The sequence below is a fragment of the Planotetraspora phitsanulokensis genome, assembly GCF_016863295.1.
In the GTDB taxonomy this organism is placed as follows: domain Bacteria; phylum Actinomycetota; class Actinomycetes; order Streptosporangiales; family Streptosporangiaceae; genus Planotetraspora; species Planotetraspora phitsanulokensis.
The window spans coordinates 78379-96261 of record NZ_BOOP01000031.1; the positions used below are offsets into that span (position 1 = coordinate 78379).

Sequence of the window (17883 nt, forward strand, 5' to 3'; positions counted from 1 at the left end):
CGCCGGGTGGCGGCCCGCCCTGTCGTCGGGATCGGGATCAGCCGTTCGCCGAGGTGAACTCGCCCGCTCCGCCCACGAGCGGCAGCATGACGGTGCTCTTCGTCGTGTCGAGGTGCAGCGTCGCGCCGGGGGTGGGCCGGATGGTGTACTCGTAGTCGCTCGACAGCAGGACGACGCCGATGCTGTGGCCCGCAGGGAACACGTAGTCATGCGGCTGCATGTCGAAGTCGAGGCGGTACTTGCTGCCCGGCTTGACCGGGGTGGTCTTCCAGATCGACGTGCGGTTCTGCGGATCCGTCCAGCCCCGCGTGATGATCTTGGCCTTGCCGTTCTGGTCGTAATCCACGAGCAGCGCCGTGACGTTCGCGGCCGGCTGGCCGAACGACATCCGCAGCGACACCAGCGGCGTGCCGCTGAGCCTGACCGCACCGGACAGCGTCCCCGACTTGTAGGCCAGACGGTTGGGAGACGTCGCCGCGTCGGCGAGAGTCTGCGCCGTCTTCGTCGCGTCGTCGACGATCGTCTCGGTCACGGGCTTGCCCTGGCGGGTCTTGTCGTCGGTGAGGACGCCGGCGGCCCCGCTCGTGCCGGGCGCCAGGTTGAGCTCGGTGTCCTTCGCGGTCGGGTCAGGCCACTCGGGGTATTCCACCAGCGTCCTGTCCTCGCGCTGGATCAGGGCTCGGGGGTCGTTCTCCACGCCGTTCTTGTAATCCCACAGGTAGCGGGTGAACCAGCGGTTGAGCACGTCGACACTGGGGGAGCCGCCATGCCCACCCTGGTGCAGGTAGATCTTGTGCGGCACCCCGCGCGCCTTGAGCGCTTCGTACCACTGCGCGGCGTGCTTGGTCTTGACGTTCCAGTCGTTGAGCCCGTGCGCGACCAGCACCGCGGCGTGGACCTTGTCGACGTCGTTCATGTAGTTGCGCTCGTCCCAGAAGGCGTTGTAGTCGCCGGTCACCCGGTCCTGCGCCTTCGCGAGCTCCTCGATGACGCTTCGGCAGATCTGCTTGTCCGCGCGGGTGTAGACGTACTCCGCGAGCACATCGGTGTCCTCGCCCTGGTAGCCGCCGGCGGCGACGACGGCGCCGTTCGCGCGGTAGTAGTCGTACCAGCTCGAGATCGCCGAGATCGGCACGATGGCCTCGAGCCCCTCGACGCCGGTGCTCGCGACCGCGTTGGGCAGGGTGCCGTTGTACGAGGTGCCGATCATGCCGACCTTGCCGGTCGTCCAGGTCGCCTTGACCTCCGCGCCGGTCGCGTCGTAGGCCTTCGCGCGGCCGTTCAGCCAGTCGACGACGGACTTCGCACCGATGGTCTCGTTACGCCCGCCGGTGGTCGGGCAGCCGTCGGACTTGCCGCTGCCCAGCGACTCGGCGTGGACCACGGCGAAACCACGGGGCAGCCAGTTGGACTCGTGGCTGGTGCTGATGGCGGGCTGCGGGCCGGTGGCCGCGGCGCTCGCGGCGGCGCCGTCCCCTTCCGCGGTCGCGGCGGCCAGCCGCTCGTCGGCCGCCGGGTCCAGCACCGAACCGCCGCGGTTCTGCCAGCCCTTGCCCGGGCGCAGAGCCTCGTAGAGCTCGTGGTCGACGTCGTGGTTCGTGATCGGGTTGCCACCTGCGTAGTAGGGGCTGACCTCGTAGACGACAGGCGACTTCAGGCCGTCCGTCTCGGTCTCCCGGAGCCGGGTGACCTCGGCGTGCACTCGGTCGTTCCGTCCGTCGCCGTCGCTGTCGATCGGGGTCTGGACCCATACTTCCTGGCGGATCCAGTCGTTTCTGTTCGATGAGAACACCGGCTGGGCCATGCCGTTCTGGAAGACCGGCCCGACGGGGGCGTTCGCCGCGGCGGGTGCCGGGTTCGCGGCGATCCCCGTGAGGGTCGCGGTGACGGCGAGACCCAGCGCCGCGGCGGCGCCACGTGCTGATCGAAGACTCCGGAGGACGGTCGGTGCCACAAGGCCTGTCGTTCGGCGCGGTATGGACATCGGCAAGCTTTTCCCTAGCGATCAGGCGCCCGGGACCGGGGGGACCGGCCACGTGCGGAGTTAAAGGGACCGTAAAGTCGGCCCGTTTGACGCTATGGGTTGAAGGCACCGAATGTCTTTGGACGGCCGTTCTCTCTTGATTGCGGCGTTTCCTACAAATGTCGAGATCGGCGCGAGGTGACGTCACCGTGGCCCGGCACCGCGCGGCGCCCTGGGAGCCGCGGTTTTCCGGTGAGGCCCCCGGGTACGGCCTCGGGGAGGGAACAGGGGGAGATCATGAATCACTCCACGCCCCGGACCCGGCGGCCCTCGGACGGCGAGTGGGCCGGCGGGGAGCCGGCGGTGCTCGTGTTCGACGTCAACGAGACACTGATCGACTTCGAGTCGATGAGCCCGCTCTTCGAGAAGATCTTCGGAGACCGGCGCGTCATGCGCGAGTGGCTCGGCCACCTGTTCATGTACTCGATGACCGTCACCCTGTCGGGTCTGTACGAGGGGTTCTTCACCCTGGGCCAGGGCCTGCTCAAGATGGTGGGCGACGTCCACGGCGTGGAGGTCGCCGACGCCGACGTCGAGGAGATCAGGCAGGCGATGCTGACCATGCCCGCCCACCCCGATGTGGAGGAGGGCCTGACCAGGCTCGGGGACGCCGGATTCCGCATGGTGACGCTGACGAACTCGCCGCCGAACCCGCAGGGGCGGAGTCCGCTGGAGCACGCCGGTCTCGCGCGGTTCTTCGAGCGGCAGTTCTCCGTCGAGACCACGCGCGCCTTCAAGCCCGCCCCGCAGTGCTACCACATGGTGGCCCAGGAGCTGGACGTGCCGCCGTCCTCGTGCTGCATGATCGCGGCGCACGTCTGGGACACCATGGGAGCGCAGAGCGCCGGCTTCACCGCGGGGCTGATCACCCGGCCGGGCAACGCGCCGCTGCCCGTGGCCTCCCTGCCCCAGCCCGACCTCGTCGCGCCGGATCTGCCCGCCCTGGCGGGCCTGCTGATCTCCCGCCGGCGTCCCTGACCCGCACCCGGTGACCTGAGCTCCGGAGCGCGCGCGGCCTGCCGGAGGCCGCCTGCCTGCGGACTCCTCGCGGACGTGTGGTGCCATGGGCGGATGGAGTTGCGGGAACTACGTGCCTTCGTCGCCGTGGTCGAGGACGGGGGACTGTCGGCGGCGGCCCGTCGGCTGCATCTCAGCCAGCCGGCGCTCTCACAGACCATCGCGACATTGGAACGCCAGCTGGGCGTGAAGCTGCTGGTGCGCAGCAGCACGGGGGTGTCGCCCACGGAGGCGGGGACGACCCTGGTCGCCGAGGCGCGTGCCGTCCTGGCGCGGCATGATCAGGCGCTCCGGACGATGGCGGCGTACTCGACCGAGGGGGCGGGGGTCCTGCGGCTGGGGATTCCGCTGGAACTGCCCTCGGATCTGCTCGGCCCAGCGTTGGACCGGCTGGCCGCCGTCTGCCCGGAGACCCGGGTCCAGGCCCGGCACCTGCCCACGGCCGCGCAGCTCGCCGCGCTGAGGGCCGGTGAACTCGACGTGGGCCTGCTCCGCGAGCGGCCCGGAGGGCCGGAGTTCGACGCGATGCCGGTGGTCAGGGAGAGCCTGGGCGTGCTGCTGTCCGCCGAGCAGGCCGCGGAGATCTCCGGTCCTGACGGCATCCGTCTGGAGGCGCTCGGCGGTCTGGAGTGGCTGAGTTTCCCCCGATCCGGCAGTCCCGCGTGGTACGACGAGGTGGTGGCGATCCTCCGCAGCCATGGTGTGGACATCGGCCCGCCCGCCCCCGAGGGCCAGGCGCTGATCGCGGAGGTCAAGCTGGCCGCCGTCGCCGCGGGCAAGGCCTTCGCGCTGGCGCCGCCGAACTGGGCGCAGGCGCTTCCCGACTCCGTCTCCTGGTCCGCTCTGATCGGCTCCCCCCTGGTGCGGCGCACCTGGGCGGTCTGGCCGGCCGCCTCACGCCGCCGCGACCTGGCCAACTTCATCGCGGGCCTCGAGGAGCCCGGCGTCTCCTGAGCGCGGCGGGGACCGCTCGAAGCCCGGCCGATGGCGGCCATAAGCCGTCGCGATGAAAGTTTCGGAAGCTCACGGGCGGCTTCGGGCTTACACCCCGCGAGGCCGTCGGCGAAGGCATGGCGACGGCCGGACACGAATCAGTGATCAGGGGTGAAAGGCATGACCGGACGAGTGATGACCGCGGAGCTGTCGGGCACGGGGGCGCTGGTGACCGGAGCCACCAGCGGCATCGGACGGGAGGCGGCCAGGGCACTGGCCGGGCTGGGCGCCGAGGTGGTCCTGTCGGGCCGTGACGAGCTGCGGGGCAAGCAGGCGGTCGAGGACATCCGGGCGCTCGGGGGCCGGGCGCACTTCGTGGCGGCCGACCTGCGTGACGAGGAGTCCGCTCGTTCGCTGGCGCAGAGCGCGACCGCACTGCTCGGCCATGTGGACGTGCTGGTGAACAACGCCGGCGTCTACCCGTTCGGTCCCACGACCGAGACGAGTGAGCAGGACTTCGAGGCGGTCTACGGGGTGAACGTCAAGGCCCCGTACTTCCTGGTGGCCGAGCTCGCTCCGGCCATGGCCGGGCGCGGCCGGGGCTCGATCGTCAACGTGACCACGATGGTCGCGGAGTACGGCCACGCCGGTTACGCCCTCTACGGGTCGAGCAAGGCGGCGGTCGTGTTGCTGACGAAGTCCTGGGCGGCGGAGTTCGGCCCGAAGGGAGTGCGGGTCAACGCGGTGAGCCCCGGGCCGACACGCACCGAGGGCACCGCATCCATGGGCGACGCTCTGGACTCGCTCGCGCAGACTCTGCCCGCGGGGCGGCCCGGGACGCCGGAGGAGATCGTGGAGGCGATCACGTTCCTGGCCTCGCCGCGGTCGAGCTTCATCCATGGGACGACCCTCCACGTGGACGGCGGCCGCTGGGCCGTCTGACCCGCGCCCGCCGCTCGGCGGCCGGCCGGTTCCCACCGGCCGGCCGCTGCCCGGCCTCCGGACGCGGGCACGGAAGGCGCGGGAGGCGGATCCCCGCCGCGTCGGCGATGTCGCCGGTGGACAGCGCCTCCTACCCGCGGCGGGGTTCGACGAGGCGTTCACGAGGCGTCCGGCAACGCCGTGTCGGCTCCCATGCAGACGAAGCCGGCGGACGCCGCCATGGCGTCCCTGCCGCCGGCCTGCTGAGTCCGGGCCAGGGCCTCGGCCGCCGAATGCCCCTCCCGCAGCAGCCGGTGCACGCCGACCATGACCGGCGCGGTCTCGGCGTCGGGGACGGACACCACCGGCGCGATGATCGTCTGTGCGCCCAGCCCCAGGAACGTGGCGCTCAGGCCGAGCAACTCGTCTCCGGCGCGCACGACCGACCGGCCGCTGTCGCAGGCCGCCAGGACGACCATGTGCGGCGCCCGGTGAAGCCGCTCCAGGTCGTAGATGGTCAGCGGGCCGTCGGCCAGCAGGAGCGAGGAGAACAGGGGGTTGGTGGCGTGGAGGCGGCCGTGCGCCGCCAGGTGCGCCAGGCGGGATCCGTCGAGGGCGTCCAGGACCCGCTCCGCCGTCGCCCCCGCGCCGACCAGCAGAGCGGGCGCCCCGTGCAGGGACGCGACCGTCTCCGCCTCGGCCCGCGCACCGGGCAGCCCCGGACCCGCGGCCGCCATGATGTGCCCGCCCGCGTCCCGGACCTGGGCGGCCGCATGCCACAACGTCGCCGACGGGGAGACGGTCACGGCCCGCCCGGAACAGGACGGCAGGACCGACCACGCGAGGGACTGCAGCGGCCCGCTGGGAACCACGACCAGCGGACGGTCGGCGACGGCGTCCATGAAGGGCCCGAGCAGCATCGCGTCGAGCTGGGCGGCGGCGTCGCGCAACATCGCCTCGGCCGCGGCCCTGCTCGCGGCCGGGACACGGCCGGTCAGACGGCGCAGCGCGAACGGAATCCGGTCGATCAGGTCGCGAACCGGCATGAGGGGCGCGAGTGACTCCACCCGGAGGCGCCCGGCGATGACGCTGACCGCGTGCAGCCGGTCGGCCAGCTGGAAGAACTCGATGAGCGCGCTCTCCCCGATCCGCTCGCGCAGGAGGGCGACGGGCACGGGGCGGATCGCCGGCGTCCTCACCGGCGGCCGGCGGCGGCAGTGGTCGCGGATCCGGCGCTCCAGCGAGATCTGGTCCCGGACGAGGTGGGCGCTGTCGCGGCCCGCTTCGCGCGCGTCCTGGATCTCGTGCACGGTCGCGCGCAGTTCGGTGAGGGTCGCGGCCAGCACGGGGTCGTCGGGAGGGCGCGCTGGGCGCGTCAGCAGTCGGCTCACCCGCGCCTGTTCCGCCCAGGTGAGGACCTTTTCCGGTCTGCCGTCACGCAGCGCCATGCGCAGGCCGACGGCGGCCAGCTCGGCCCGGAACTGTGAGCCGTAGGCGCGCAGGTCGGTGGCGCCCAGGGTGGCACGGTGCTCGTCGAGCACGCGCAGACCGGCCCGGACGGCGGTCGCCGCGCCGCGGACGTCGCCCTTCTCCATGCGGAGGAGTGCTTCCGCCTGCCACGCGCGGCCGCGAAGGAGGGCCGGCCCGTGCAGGCGTCCCTTGGCCGCCTCCTCGAGCGAGCGGCGGCCCCGGGCGACCGCCCCGCGGTCGAAGGCCGCCTGAGCCGCGAGCAGCCGGGCTTCGACCGAGCTCGCGGGCCAGTGCGCGGCGGCGAGCGCGGTCGCGGAACGTTCGAGCGCGCCGACGAGAGCCGGGTCGCCCGGCGCCCTCAGCGCCTCGGACCGCAGGACCACGAATCTCGCCAGGACGGACCATTCGCGCCTGCGCTGCCGGCCGAACTCGACGACGGACCGCCGGGCCTCCTGGAGGGAACGCTCGTGGTCACCTTGCAGGATCGCCGCCCGCGCGAGCAGCAGCCGCACCTCCGGCAGACCGATCACGCGGTTGCGACGCTGGAGTTCCTCGACGGCCTCCTCCGCCGCGGCCCGCGCCTCGGCGACCAGACCGGCCGACAGCAGCAGTTCGCTGCGGTCGATGAGCAGCCAGCCGAGTTGATGCGTGCCGAGCGCGCGGAACCGTTCCTCGGCCACGTCGAGGTGGCTCAGCGCGGTGGGGATGTCACCGTGCACGGCGGACACCCAGCCCAGATTGAGCCGGACGATCGCCAGCGACAGGTCGAGGCCGAGCTCCTGGCACAGTTCCTGGGCCTCGCGCAGGTCGGCTTCGGCCGCCGAGAACTCGTGCCGGTACCCGTGCACGATCGCCCGGTTCGACAACACCCGCTGCAGCCACAGGTGGTCGCCCGCTCGCCTGAGGGCGGGGACCGCCGCCCGGTAACACGCGAGCGCGTCGCCGAGGCGGCCGAGATGGTTGAAGACCGCGGCGCGCTGGGCGTCCGCCCGCGCGCGTGCCACGCCCTGCAGATCGGGCAGCGCGGTGTCGATCTCGCGCAGCGCCTGGTGGGGGCGGCCGCTCAGGCTGAGCACGAACGCCAGCCGGATCCTCGCCTCCGCGGCGACCGCCGACGACCGGGCGCGCCTGCCGAGCCTGATCGCGGCACGCAGATGTCCCGTCGCGGTCCTGAGGTCGTACAGATGCACGGCGGCGATGCCCAGCGCGCGCTCGGCGACCGACTCCAGGAGGAGGTCGCCTCTCGTACGCGCCTCGGCGGTGACGTCGGCGGCCCACGCCGTCAGCCGCGCGGGGTCGGCCTCGGCCAACCGCAGCATCTCCTTGGCGGGATCGGCCTCCGTCGTGTTCACTTCCCGAAGTGTGCCGGATAGTTCTTCGGCCGTGATGTATCAAACCGGAGATAACACTCCTCTGTATGAGTGCGGTATTCCGTCTCATGGAAGGGGACGTCACGTGGACATCGAGCGGCAGATACGAACGGGATGCGAGGCCTACGCGGACGACCAGCTCGTCGTGGAACTGGCGCACCGGCGGATGGTCACGGACATGATCGAGGAGTGGGCGGGTCGCGGGGGTGATCCGGCCCCGGACAAGGCCTGGGCGGAGCACGACAGAAGCGAAGCGCTCGGCCTGGCCCTGCTGGACCTGCCGGGCCTCCCGGCGGTGGACTCCGTCCTCCGCGGGGACGCCGAGATCCTGGCGGCGGCGCAGGCGGCGCAGGACAGGGCCTACCCGGGGGAGGCGGTGCCCGCGGTCGACCTGTTGCTTTTCGCCCTGCGGAAGCGGGCCCGCGACCAGTACGGCGGGTGGAACGTCACCGTCGGCAAACACCGGCTGCTGGACGGGGTCGAAGGGTCGCCGTACACGGGGGGCGCGGGAACCGAGGTTCCCGAGGCCGCCGAGGCGTTCGCCCTGCCCCGCACGCCGGACTCGGGTGAGCGGCCCGTGCGGGTCGCGATCCTGGACAGCAGGATCGCCGCCCATCCGGCGCTGGCGGGCAGATATCTCGCGTCGAGCGACGCGCTGCTGCCGGCCGGCGCGCAGGAGCCGCTGTCGTCTCTGGCCGGGCACTGCACGTTCGTGGCCGGGCTGATCCTCCAGCGGGCGCCGGACGCCGAACTGCTGATCAGGTCCGTGCTGGGCGACGACGGTGTCAGCGTCAGCTCATGGGACGTCGCCAAGAGGATGGCCGGTTTCCTCAACGAGGACGTGGACCTCCTGAACCTCTCCTTCGGCTGCACCACCGTCGACCACGCCGTCCCGCTCGTGCTCGCGCGGGCAGTCGAGCGGCTCGCCCCCCGCATGCTGCTCGTCGCCGCCGCGGGGAACCACGGAGCCGCCCCGCCCTCGCGGGACGGGCAGGTCACGGCCGCGACGCCGGTCTGGCCCGCAGCGTGCGACGAGGTCGTGGCCGTCGGCTCCTTCGCCGCCGGCTCGCTGGAGGAGCGGGCGGCCTTCAGCCCGAACCTGCCGTGGGTCGACCTCATCGCGCCGGGTGAGAAGGTCCGCAGCCTCTACCTGGACGGTGACGTCCGCCTCCGCGTGCGACAGGGGGACGAGCTCACCGATTCGGGGCTGACCTGCTTCGCCGGGTTCGCGACCTGGAGCGGGACCTCGTTCGCCGCGGCCGCCGCCAGCGGGGAGATCGCCCGGCTGGCTCAGGAGAAGCGGATCGGCGTTCACGAGGCACTCCGGCTCGTCCGCGAGCCCGGCGCGACCTCCCTGCTGTCTCACGAGGACGTCCGGCCGTTCGCCGTCGATCACTGACTTTCCGCCTAGGAGGTCCCATGGCAGAGGATTCCACCCTCGCCGACCTCGTCGTGCGAGCGCAGAAGGGCGATCAGGACGCCTGGGGCCGCCTCGTGGAGCGCTATGCGCCCTTCGTGTGGGCGATCTGCAATCGTTACCGGCTGAACCTGCAGGACAGGGATGACGTCGCTCAGATGGTGTGGCTGCGCACGGTCGAGAAACTGGGATCGCTTCAGCAGCCGGAAGCGTTCGCGGGCTGGCTGGCGACCGTCACCCAGCGGGAATGCCTTCACGCTTCGCGGGCAGTACGCAGGCGCGAGAGCAACGAACACGCTCTCGACCTCGAGAGGGAGATGGGCGACGAGTCGGTGATGATCGGCCAGGAACTGGAGAGGTGCGAGCGCCGGGCCGCACTCCGCGCGGCCTTCGCGCAGTTGCCTCCGCACTGCCGGCAGCTGCTGCTCCTGCTCGCGCAGGAACAGCAGCTGTCCTACCGCGAGATCGCCGAACGGCTGTGCCTGTCCATCGGCGGGATCGGACCCACCCGGGGCAGATGCCTCGCCAGACTCCGCCGGAGCCCCCATCTGAAGGGTTTTCTCGGCCCCGCGGCCGGGAGCGCGGGAGGCGGCGGCGATGTCTGATCGGATGCCTGAACCGATGCCTGAGCAGTGGAGAGACGACGAACTGCTGGCCGAGCTCGCCATGGCCCTTCGGGACGCGGACGAGGTGCCGCCCGAGTTCGTCGAGCTGGGCAAGGCCATGTTCGCCTGGCGGGACATCGACGGCGAACTCGCCGCGCTCATGTACGACTCCGAGTACGACGGCGACCGTGCCGGGGCTCTCCGGAGGGACGAGTCCGCGCCGCTGAGGGCGCTGACCTTCTCTTCGGCGGAGCTGACGTTCGAACTCGAGATCATCCCCGACGCCGTGCTCGGCCAGGTGGTGCCGTGCCAGGTGCTCAACGTCCACGTGAGGGTGCTTTCCGGCGAGGACGTCGTCGTGACCACGGACGACGTCGGCTGCTTCACGATCCGTCCCATCCCGGCGGGCCCGTTCTCACTGCACTGCCGTACGGAGACGGGAACCAGGATCGCCACCAACTGGATCAACATCTGAGGAGAAAGAGACCGCGGGCCCGCGCGGAGACGCGCGGGCCCGCGGCCATCGTGCCGGGGTCACCGATCGGTGACCAGCGTCACCTCCCCGTCCTCGTCGATCAGGCGCTGCAGGATCTCGTACGGCAGCCACACCAGCGGGTACGAGGTTCCCCAGGAGTTGACCAGCCGTACCGCCTGGCGGCTGTCCGAGGCCCGGTAGACGCAGATGGCGTGCCCGCCGCGGACGGCGCCGAGGTCGCCCTTCCCGATCCAGCCGCCGTCATCGGGACGATCGAAGTTCGAATACCAGTTGCAGCCCAGCACGACAGGCGTGCCGTACGCGATGCAGGTGCGGACCTCGTCGACCGTGGTCGCCCAGCGGTTGGCCGCGATGCCGTCCGTGAGCGAGACCGCCTGGCGGCGGCCGCGGAAGAGCCGGCAGTGGCCCTCGTCGCGCAGGACGTCCATGGCGGCCCTGACCGAGGTGCCCTGGTCGTCACCGGGGTTGGTCGACGGCCATTCGTCGACTTCCTTGGCGCGGGACCACAACCAGCGCGCGTCGTACAGCGGCCGGTTGAGCACGGACATCATCCAGGACGAGGAGAAGCCGACGCATGCTCCCTCCCGCTGCTGGTCGTAGAGGCGGCGGAAGGCCGGGAGCGGCAGGGCGCGCTCGACCACCGGCACGGTCTGCGGGGCGATGGCGGAGTAGGGGTAGCGCTCGACGTGCCGCCAGTCGGCGGGTGCGCGCCTGCCGAGTGGCGGGGCGCCGGTCGCGTCACCGTTCGTGATGCTCATCGATGGTCTCTTCCGTGATCGAGGGGAGTGGGATGGCCAGCCCGTCGCGGACGAGGCGTGCCCAGGTGGTCACCGCGTCCACACCGATGTCCTGGCCGAGCCGGACGCTGAGTGCGGCGGCGAGCGCCGCCGGGTCCGGATGATCGGCGAAGGCGCGCGGGCTCGAGACGCCGAGCAGGATGAGGGCCTCCCTCACCGGTCTCGGCAGGACGGTCAGGGACAGCAGCGCCACCTTGTCGAGCAGCGCGGCGAGGTCGACTCCGAGGTTCAGGCCGGCGAGTGCCGCCGATCCCGCCGGGGCGGAGGCGAGCCGGGCGAGGTCCTCCACCGAGTAGACCCGAAGGGCGTTGAGCCGTGCGACGGCGTCCGCGCTCAGCTCGGTGAGCACGGACAACGGCTGGTCGAGCTGGTCCGCGTACGGCAGCCGCGCGCCGAGGACGGGCCGTACGCGCATCCGGATCTGCCCGAGCTGCTCGTCGACGGGCGCCCGGTCGACGACCTTCGCCCGCACCTGGCCGAGCCGGTCGAGCTGCACCGCGACCGGAACGCTGAGGTCGAGCTCGTCCACCACGTACGCGCCCACCGTGCTCGGATACCGGGCGAGCTCGCTCTGCATCCGGTTGACGGCGGTGGCGATGGTCTCGCCGAGCTCGTGCAGGACGACCTCTCCGTCGGGACGGGGAACGCCGGCGATCTCCAGGAGCACCGTGCCGGTGCCGGCGGCGTCCCAGCCGACCTCGTCGTCGAGGGTGGCCACGAGGGCGTCCGCCGCGTAGAGCCGGAAGAACAGGGCGGGAGGGACGTCGGCGGGCAGAGCCAGGTCGAAGGTGCCGTCCTGAGCGGTGTACGTGGCGGCGCCGAGCAGGCCGCCCGGTCTGGGGACCTTGTCCCACGCCTCGACGCGCAGCCCGGCCACCCCGGACCGGGTGACCTGGTCGACCAGCCGCCCGGCGACGCGGAAGACGGCCGGCGCAGCAGGGGGCAGGTCCACCTCGCAGAACACCGAGGCGGCGTCCGCGTGCCACGCCGCGGTGGTGACCCGCTGCTCGCCCACGCGGACACCGTCCCGATAGAGACGCAGCCCGAGATCCGGCCGGCCTCCGTCGGGGGAGGGCGGCACGCTCACGGAGAACCGCCCGTCGCCGTCGGTGGAGGTCTGCTTCAGCAGCACGTCGAAGCCGACGCCGTACACCTCGACCAGCAGACCTGGCACGGGGGTGCGGGCGGCGCGGTCCAGGGCCTGGCCGCCGAGCCGGTAGGCGGGCGGCCGGTCAGGCGGCACGTCCAGCACCAGGCGGACGTCGCGCAGCCGGAGGTCCGCCCATGCGGCGGGCCAGTCGACGGTCGCGACCCGCTCGTCCCGCGACCAGACGGCGAAGGTCGGCACCGGCGGGGTGTCGAGCACCTGGGCGAAGCCGAGCGTGAAGTCGCCGGAATCGCCGGTCGTGGCGTCGCCGACCGGGTTGGCCCACTGGCCCGACCGGTCCAGCAACTCGACCCGCAGGCCGCCCAGTCCCGATCCGTCGGCCTTCCGCGCCACCTTCCCCGTGACCTCGAAGTTCCCGGGCGGGGAGAAGACGACGTCCGCTTCGGAGTCCTTCTCGGTGACGGACCAGGAGCCGACGAGGGGCCGGTCGCCCTCCAAGGAGAGCCGCAGCTCGGTGGGGACGCCCGGGTCGGAGAGCCGCAGGGCGAACCATCCTCCCCGTCCGGTCGCGGCCTTCTGCCGTACGCCGGCGAGTGTGGACGCCGTGACGGTCAGACGCTCCGGGGCCGGGTCCTCGCCGATCAGGGCCCGCCCGAAGAGCGGCCGTGACCGGCCGTCCCGGTCGTCAAGCCAGATGACGGGCTGCCCGCCCCGCCTGTCCTCGACCGGGACCTGGACGACGGCGACGAGCGCCCTCGGGTCGAGGTCGGCTGCCCCCTTGCCGTGGTGCACCCGCAGCACGACGTCCCCGCGCGACGCGGGAACGTCGAGCGCGAACCGGCCGTCCGCGTCGGTCTGGGCGGCCGCCACCGGTAGGTGACGGCCCGGGCGGTCGCCGACCTCCCAGGCGCTCACCGTGGCGTCGGCGACCCCGGCCCGGTCGCCCCGGTTCAGCAACGTGCCCTTCATCCGTCTCCCTCTCCCTGTTCGGCGGGCAGGTACCGCACGCCCACGATCAGGTGGCCGCCGGCGCCGGACGGCAGGCCGACCAGCGAGGCCGTGGCCTGACCCGGTTCGCGCTTCGGGAGCAGCCGCATCGCGACCGGGATCCTGAGACGGACGGCCGACCACGTCAGCACGGTGGGCGTGATCCCGGTCTCCCCGAAGGCGTCCAGGCTGTCCAGTCCGCGCTCGTCGAGCGCGAGTTGCGCGTCCACGAGCCCGTCGCCCGTGGCCGCGAGCAGATCGGTCAGCGCGACTTCCATGCCGTCACCTCGGGACCGGGATCTCGAGGTGGTACGCGGGGTCGGTCGGAGGTTGCAGGAAGCGCCTGACCCGGCCCTCGGCTTTGACCGCGCGTTCGAAGGCGGCCTGGTCGCGCACCGAGCTGGGGGCGACGTCGATGACCGTGAGCACCCGCGGATCCGCCGTGTGCCGCGACACGTTCTGCGCCCCGATGGCGACGATCTTGCCTTCCATGTCGGCCTTGATCGCGGCAGGATCCCGGCCGGCGGCCTTCGACGAGACGTACACGTCGATGACCTGGTCGCCGTACGAGCCGTAGAGCTTCTTCTGCGCCGCCGGGCCGTACCGCTCGCAGTTGTCGTACATCACCCGCGCCTGGTCCCGGGGTGAGCGCTGGGTGCTGGTGACCAGCGCGTCGGACAGCCCGGCCGCGCGCAGCACGTCGGTCAGCACCCCGAGCGCGTAAGGCGGGACCGCCTCCCTGCTCGCGGACTCCGCCCAGCGGACGGTCGGCTGCGGGGCGGCGACCGCTCTCGGAGGCGGGGAGGGGGACGAGCCGCCGAGCAGCACGTCCAGGCCTACCGCCGGCTTGGTGGGATGCTCGCGGAGGACGGCGACCGCGTCGTTGAGGAAACGGACGAAGCGGTCGACGTGCGCCCCCGTGCCGATCGGGTACTGCCGCAGCTTCCATCGGTTGCCGGTGCCTCCCTGGTAGTGCAGCCGCCCCGCGTTGTAGGCGGCCGCCACCAGCGGCGGGTCGAGCGAGGTCTCGCGGGCCTGCTTCGCGATGTACGCCGTCCCCGCCGTGATCGAGTTGCCCGGCACGAGCAGCCACGCGCGGTCGAGGCTGAGCTGGAGCGTCTCGCGGGCGGTGGAGATGAGCGTCTGCGTGAGCCCGGCGCTGACCCGGTGCGGAGTGGCCTCGTCGGAGGTGTAGCCGGGCTCCTCCCTGACCGCGTCGGCGTTGCCGCCGGACTCGGTGCAGATGGTCGCGATGATCAGCTCGGCCGGGACCCGGTACGTCCTGGCCGCGATGTTGATCTGCCGGGAGTACGCGTCCCAGACCCGGGTGACCGTGCGCGGGCTGCCCTGCGTCCGTTCGACGCCGGTGCCGCTGATCTCCACGCCGGCGGGGACCAGGCGCCAGGTGACGCTGTCCTGGTAACCGTGGAAGTCGGTGAGCCCGGCCATCCCCGTCCCCTCAGACCGAGATGGCCGCGGACTGGCTGACCAGGCCGAAGCTGACCCTGACCAGGGCCTGTACCGGCTGGTCCTGGTCGGGCGCCGCCACCTTCCTGCTGATGTCGATCGACATCTCACCCTGGGCGTTCGTCTTGCCCGGGCTGGTGAAGTTGAGCGTGGGCTCGCTGATGGTGATCGACAGGTTCTTGTCGTCGTTCGGGCTGCCGTCGGTCTTCTTGAGCACGGCGGTGATCGCGACCTTGTGGGCGGTCACCGGCTTGGTCTCGTCGTTGTCCTGGTGGACGTCGGTCCGCGCGCCGACCTGGAGTTCGAGCCTGGGCCCCTTCTGCAGCACGAACGGCTGGGGGAGTTGCACGTCGGAGCGGGGCTCGAGGGTCGCCTCCATGTGCAGCTTGCCCGCGGCGAGGTCCTGGCTGAGGGACGCGTCGACACCGGTGGCGGTGTTGCTGTAGGAGGTGCTCGCGGACGCGCTCATTCCGCCGCCGAAGATTCCGAATCCGCCTCTGACGCTCGCGCCCGCGGAGAACGCGCGCTGCTGGACGTTGAAGCCGCTGCGGGAGTTGAACTCCTGCACGTTGGCGTCGGCCTCGAGGTAGACCCGCCTCCACTGGTAGGCGGTCGGCATCAGGTAGTTGATCAAGGGCAGTTTCTGCATGTGGACCTCGCCCTTGTCCATCGTGCCGTCGTCGTCCTTGATCTGCTGCTCGAAGACCGCGATGACGTCGATCTGCGTCTCGGAGAGCGCCTTCGCCGTCTCCCTGAGGTTCTTGTCCAGCTCCGACTGCGCGGCGGCCACGGCCAGCCCGACGCTCTTCACGAGCTCGCCGAACGCGACGCCGTTCCCGGTCATCTCGTCGGCCACGTTCGAGTCCGCCGCCGTCTCGCCGACGGTGAGCGGTTCCGCCCTGGCCGTCGCCACGCCCATCTCGCGGATGGCCTCCATGGTCGCGGAGACGTCGCCGGGAACGGCTTCCGCGCCGGGTACGGCCAGGGCCGCTTCCGCGGCTTCGGCGCCCGTGGGCTCGGCCTGCTTGCCGGCTGCCGTCCTGGCGGGGCGGGGCGTTGGCTTGTCGGTCATGATCCAGCCTCCATCTGCTGAGTTCCTCTGACCTATCCAGAGGGGGCGGGAAGACCGGCTGATACATCGAATCGAGGAAAAGTCGCCATTCGGGCCGCATCCGCGCACACGGGCGCCCGGTCCGCCGTCAGCGGACCGTGCGGCACGTCACGCGCTGCGCAGTGACGTGCCGCGCGACCGGGACAGCCGGAGCCGGATCCGCCCGGAGTCCCGGACGGCTTCGAGCACCACCTTCTCGGCCGCCTCCGGCACGAGGCGCAGGTCATGGGTGATGAGGATGGTGGTGCGCCCGGACATCAGCCTGCGGAGCGGTTCCATGATCCGCGCCGCCGTGGGCTCGTCGAGTCCGGTCATCGGCTCGTCCAGGACCAGCACCGGTGTGTCCCGCAGGATCGCCCGGGCGATGGCGATCCGCTGCCGCTGGCCGCCGGACAGCAGACGTCCCCGCTGGCCGATGGGCGTGTTGTAGCCCTGGGGGAGCCCGCGGATGAAGTCGTGCGCGCCGGCCGTGACCGCGGCCTCCACGATCTCGGCCTGGGTCGAATCCGGGCGGCCGTAGGCGATGTTGTCGCGCACCGTCCCGGAGAAGACGAGGTTCTCCTGCTGGAGGAGGGTGACGCGGTCGCGCAGGACGTCGCGCGGCAGGTCACGCAGGTCCGTCCCGTCGAGCAGGATCCGTCCCCTGGTGGGGTCGTAGAACCGCAGGAGCAGCTTGGCCACGGTCGACTTGCCCGCGCCGCTCGGCCCCGTGCACACGACGAGCTCCCCGGGCAGCGCGCTGAACGACAGGCCGCTCAGCGTCGGCCGGGACCGGCGGGGATAGGTGAAGCCGACGTCGAGGAACTCGATGTGGCCGAGGCTCGAAGAGCTCGGGGCGAGGGCGGCGGGCCGGTCGGTGACGGCGGGGCGGGCGCGAAGCACCTCCATGATGCGGTCCGAGCCCGCGCCGGCCTCCGAGACGGTGAGCGCGATCTCCCCGAGCCCCTGGACCGCCGGATACAGATAGGCCAGATAGGCGGCGAACGCCAGCAGCCCGCCGAGGGTGAGCCGGCCCGCCGCGATCTCCCACGCCCCGAACCCGATGATCACGAGCAGGCAGACGGTCTCGATGACCTGTACGGCGGGGCCGTACAGGGCGGACAGCCGGGCCTGCGAGATGTTGGCGGCCATCCAGCCGCGGCCCGCCTCGTGCAGCCGCCCCGACTCGGCGGCCTGGCGGTTGTAGGCCTGGACGACCGGCTGGTTCGACAGGGCCTCCTCGATGGCGCTGTTCATGACCCCGTTGCTGAAGCGCTCACGCGCCGCCGCCCGCCTGAAGCGCGATGCGAAGGCCTTGGACACCAGGAGGAACGCCGGGACCATCGTGAAGGTCACCAGGGCGAGGTCCCATCTGATGAAGAAGGCGGCCGTGGCGAACAGGACCGCGCTGATCACCGCGGTGATCAGCCGGATCAGTCCGGAGCCCACGAGTTCCTCGATGGCCTCGATGTCGTCGGTCAGCCGGGCCATCAGATCGCCCAGCCTGCGGTTCTCGAAGAAGTCGGGGGTCAGCGTCTGGAGATGGTCGAACACGTTGTCGCGCAGGCGCAGCAGGAAGCGCTCCCCGCCCACGGCCGCGCTGAACGCGCTGACGAAGGAGGCCACGGCCGCGACCGCGGCAAGACCGATCCAGGCGAACGCGGGTGCCCAGAAGGCGGTCAGGTCCTGGGTGCTGAGGACCTCGTCCGTGATGAGCCCGAACAGCCGGATCGCGATGATCTCGCAGACGGTGGCCAGGATCGCCATGAGGACACCTACGACGAGCAGCCAGCGCAGCCCCCGGGTGTAGGGCCAGAACCGCCGGAAGCTCTTCCGGATGGAGACGATGGGCGCCACCGAGGGGGCGTCCTGCGCCGCGCCCGTCGCGAAGCCCATGAAGGAGGGGAGCCGACGGGTGACCCGCCGGCTCCGCTCTGGTCCTCCAGATGTGGTCACCACCACCAGCGCCTACGCCAGCGGCGCCAGCGACGGAAGCGCCTGCGCCTGCGTCGCCTGCAACAGCCCCAGCTGTCCTCGGACATGCTGAGGTTCGTCGGGAAGATCTTGTTCAAACTCATCGATCCCTCCCTTTGCTCGATTCCCCCGGGTATGTCTAATTCCGACATTAGCCCCAGAAAGGGCGAAATCGCCACGCGGGGGGCGGGTGAGGCGGCTCACTTTT

The 17883-nt window shown here is 71.7% G+C and carries 14 protein-coding genes; 6 read left to right on the forward strand and 8 right to left on the reverse strand.

All coding sequences use genetic code 11. The features are described 5' to 3' along the window. Positions 1-37 precede the first annotated feature (37 nt). Positions 38-1954, reverse strand: a complete 1917-nt coding sequence (locus Pph01_RS30985; RefSeq protein WP_204076718.1) for a Xaa-Pro dipeptidyl-peptidase — start codon at positions 1952-1954, stop codon at positions 38-40. A 306-nt stretch (positions 1955-2260) separates the two neighbouring features. Between Pph01_RS30985 and Pph01_RS30990 the strand changes: the two genes are divergently transcribed. The 3 genes from Pph01_RS30990 (at position 2261) to Pph01_RS31000 (ending at position 4915) form a co-directional block, all read left to right on the forward strand. Continuing rightward, a complete protein-coding gene (locus Pph01_RS30990) occupies positions 2261-3001 on the forward strand; it encodes a haloacid dehalogenase type II (RefSeq protein ID WP_204076719.1) in 741 nt (246 codons plus the stop codon). A 93-nt stretch (positions 3002-3094) separates the two neighbouring features. Then, a complete protein-coding gene (locus Pph01_RS30995; RefSeq protein ID WP_204076720.1) occupies positions 3095-3994 on the forward strand; it encodes a LysR family transcriptional regulator in 900 nt (299 codons plus the stop codon). A 159-nt stretch (positions 3995-4153) separates the two neighbouring features. After that, positions 4154-4915 carry an SDR family NAD(P)-dependent oxidoreductase gene (locus tag Pph01_RS31000; protein ID WP_239117145.1) on the forward strand — a complete coding sequence of 254 codons (762 nt, stop codon included), beginning with the start codon at positions 4154-4156 and terminating at the stop codon, positions 4913-4915. Positions 4916-5073: 158 nt separating this feature from the next. Here Pph01_RS31000 and Pph01_RS31005 read toward each other — a convergent pair whose 3' ends face one another. Continuing rightward, positions 5074-7716: a CHAT domain-containing protein gene (locus tag Pph01_RS31005; RefSeq protein WP_204076721.1), complete on the reverse strand. Its 2643-nt coding sequence runs from the start codon at positions 7714-7716 to the stop codon at positions 5074-5076. Positions 7717-7819: 103 nt separating this feature from the next. On the opposite strand from Pph01_RS31005, the gene Pph01_RS31010 reads away from it, so the two are divergent. From Pph01_RS31010 to Pph01_RS31020, 3 genes are read left to right on the forward strand one after another with little or no spacing between them, the layout of a single operon-like run. After that, positions 7820-9133: a S8 family peptidase gene (locus tag Pph01_RS31010; protein WP_204076722.1), complete on the forward strand. Its 1314-nt coding sequence runs from the start codon at positions 7820-7822 to the stop codon at positions 9131-9133. Between the two features lie 20 nt (positions 9134-9153). Beyond that, complete coding sequence (locus tag Pph01_RS31015; RefSeq protein WP_204076723.1) at positions 9154-9756, forward strand: RNA polymerase sigma factor; 603 nt, start codon at positions 9154-9156, stop codon at positions 9754-9756. 16 nt (positions 9757-9772) lie between these two features. Then, on the forward strand, positions 9773-10231 hold the full coding sequence (locus Pph01_RS31020) for a carboxypeptidase-like regulatory domain-containing protein (protein ID WP_204076724.1): 459 nt from the start codon (positions 9773-9775) through the stop codon (positions 10229-10231). Between the two features lie 59 nt (positions 10232-10290). Here Pph01_RS31020 and Pph01_RS31025 read toward each other — a convergent pair whose 3' ends face one another. The 6 genes from Pph01_RS31025 to Pph01_RS31050 form a co-directional block, all read right to left on the reverse strand. Then, positions 10291-11010, reverse strand: a complete 720-nt coding sequence (locus tag Pph01_RS31025) for a C1 family peptidase (RefSeq protein ID WP_204076725.1) — start codon at positions 11008-11010, stop codon at positions 10291-10293. After that, positions 10991-13126, reverse strand: coding sequence for a hypothetical protein (locus tag Pph01_RS31030; RefSeq protein WP_204076726.1), 2136 nt, complete (start codon positions 13124-13126; stop codon positions 10991-10993). The genes Pph01_RS31025 and Pph01_RS31030 overlap by 20 nt, the downstream gene beginning before the upstream one ends. Beyond that, a complete protein-coding gene (locus Pph01_RS31035; protein WP_204076727.1) occupies positions 13123-13422 on the reverse strand; it encodes a hypothetical protein in 300 nt (99 codons plus the stop codon). Before Pph01_RS31035 ends, Pph01_RS31030 begins: the two co-directional genes overlap by 4 nt. A gap of 4 nt (positions 13423-13426) precedes the next feature. Then, the gene (locus tag Pph01_RS31040) at positions 13427-14593 is read right to left on the reverse strand and encodes a transglycosylase SLT domain-containing protein (protein WP_204076728.1); all 1167 of its coding nucleotides are present in this window, start codon (positions 14591-14593) and stop codon (positions 13427-13429) included. 10 nt (positions 14594-14603) lie between these two features. Continuing rightward, on the reverse strand, positions 14604-15683 hold the full coding sequence (locus tag Pph01_RS31045; RefSeq protein ID WP_204076729.1) for a hypothetical protein: 1080 nt from the start codon (positions 15681-15683) through the stop codon (positions 14604-14606). Between the two features lie 147 nt (positions 15684-15830). Continuing rightward, the gene (locus tag Pph01_RS31050; protein WP_204076730.1) at positions 15831-17597 is read right to left on the reverse strand and encodes an ABC transporter ATP-binding protein; all 1767 of its coding nucleotides are present in this window, start codon (positions 17595-17597) and stop codon (positions 15831-15833) included. Positions 17598-17883: the final 286 nt, after the last annotated feature.

What these genes read in the sequence shown, in the direction of transcription:
- Pph01_RS31045 (WP_204076729.1), bottom strand. Translation starts at nt 15,683, where the DNA reads ATGACCGACAAGCCAACGCCCCGCCCCGCCAGGACGGCAGCCGGCAAG.
- Pph01_RS30995 (WP_204076720.1), top strand. Translation starts at nt 3,095, where the DNA reads ATGGAGTTGCGGGAACTACGTGCCTTCGTCGCCGTGGTCGAGGACGGG.
- Pph01_RS31040 (WP_204076728.1), bottom strand. Translation starts at nt 14,593, where the DNA reads ATGGCCGGGCTCACCGACTTCCACGGTTACCAGGACAGCGTCACCTGG.
- Pph01_RS31035 (WP_204076727.1), bottom strand. Translation starts at nt 13,422, where the DNA reads ATGGAAGTCGCGCTGACCGATCTGCTCGCGGCCACGGGCGACGGGCTC.
- Pph01_RS31030 (WP_204076726.1), bottom strand. Translation starts at nt 13,126, where the DNA reads ATGAAGGGCACGTTGCTGAACCGGGGCGACCGGGCCGGGGTCGCCGAC.
- Pph01_RS31025 (WP_204076725.1), bottom strand. Translation starts at nt 11,010, where the DNA reads ATGAGCATCACGAACGGTGACGCGACCGGCGCCCCGCCACTCGGCAGG.
- Pph01_RS30990 (WP_204076719.1), top strand. Translation starts at nt 2,261, where the DNA reads ATGAATCACTCCACGCCCCGGACCCGGCGGCCCTCGGACGGCGAGTGG.
- Pph01_RS31000 (WP_239117145.1), top strand. Translation starts at nt 4,154, where the DNA reads ATGACCGGACGAGTGATGACCGCGGAGCTGTCGGGCACGGGGGCGCTG.
- Pph01_RS31020 (WP_204076724.1), top strand. Translation starts at nt 9,773, where the DNA reads ATGCCTGAGCAGTGGAGAGACGACGAACTGCTGGCCGAGCTCGCCATG.
- Pph01_RS31015 (WP_204076723.1), top strand. Translation starts at nt 9,154, where the DNA reads ATGGCAGAGGATTCCACCCTCGCCGACCTCGTCGTGCGAGCGCAGAAG.
- Pph01_RS31050 (WP_204076730.1), bottom strand. Translation starts at nt 17,597, where the DNA reads ATGGGCTTCGCGACGGGCGCGGCGCAGGACGCCCCCTCGGTGGCGCCC.